This is a genomic window from Nocardioides caeni, assembly GCF_004912195.1.
GTDB lineage: Bacteria > Actinomycetota > Actinomycetes > Propionibacteriales > Nocardioidaceae > Nocardioides > Nocardioides caeni.
Genome location: NZ_STGW01000009.1, coordinates 1 through 254 on the forward strand (window position 1 = coordinate 1; position 254 = coordinate 254).

Here is a 254-nt window from a genome sequence, read left to right on the forward strand (position 1 = left end):
CTCGTCGAGGGCAAGGTCGCCGCCGCAGCCCCCGCCACTGCAGCAGCGAAAGAACGCGCTGCTGCGCTCGAGCACGGCACCGCCACCCTCACCGTCCGCGGCGACGCCGCCACCATCATGAGCATCGAGCACGCCGCACGGCAGCGCGCGAACGAACTCGAGGAGACACTGCCGGGCACCACCTTCGGCCAACGACAGATCGCGGCGTTGGCGGGCAACGTCGGTGCGGGCAAGCCGCGGGTGAAGATCTACCT

At 70.5% G+C, this 254-nt stretch carries 1 protein-coding gene; it reads left to right on the forward strand.

Annotated elements, in window-relative coordinates:
- On the forward strand, window positions 1–254 hold a 254-nt coding region (locus E9934_RS19645; protein WP_158295000.1), incomplete at both ends, for a hypothetical protein.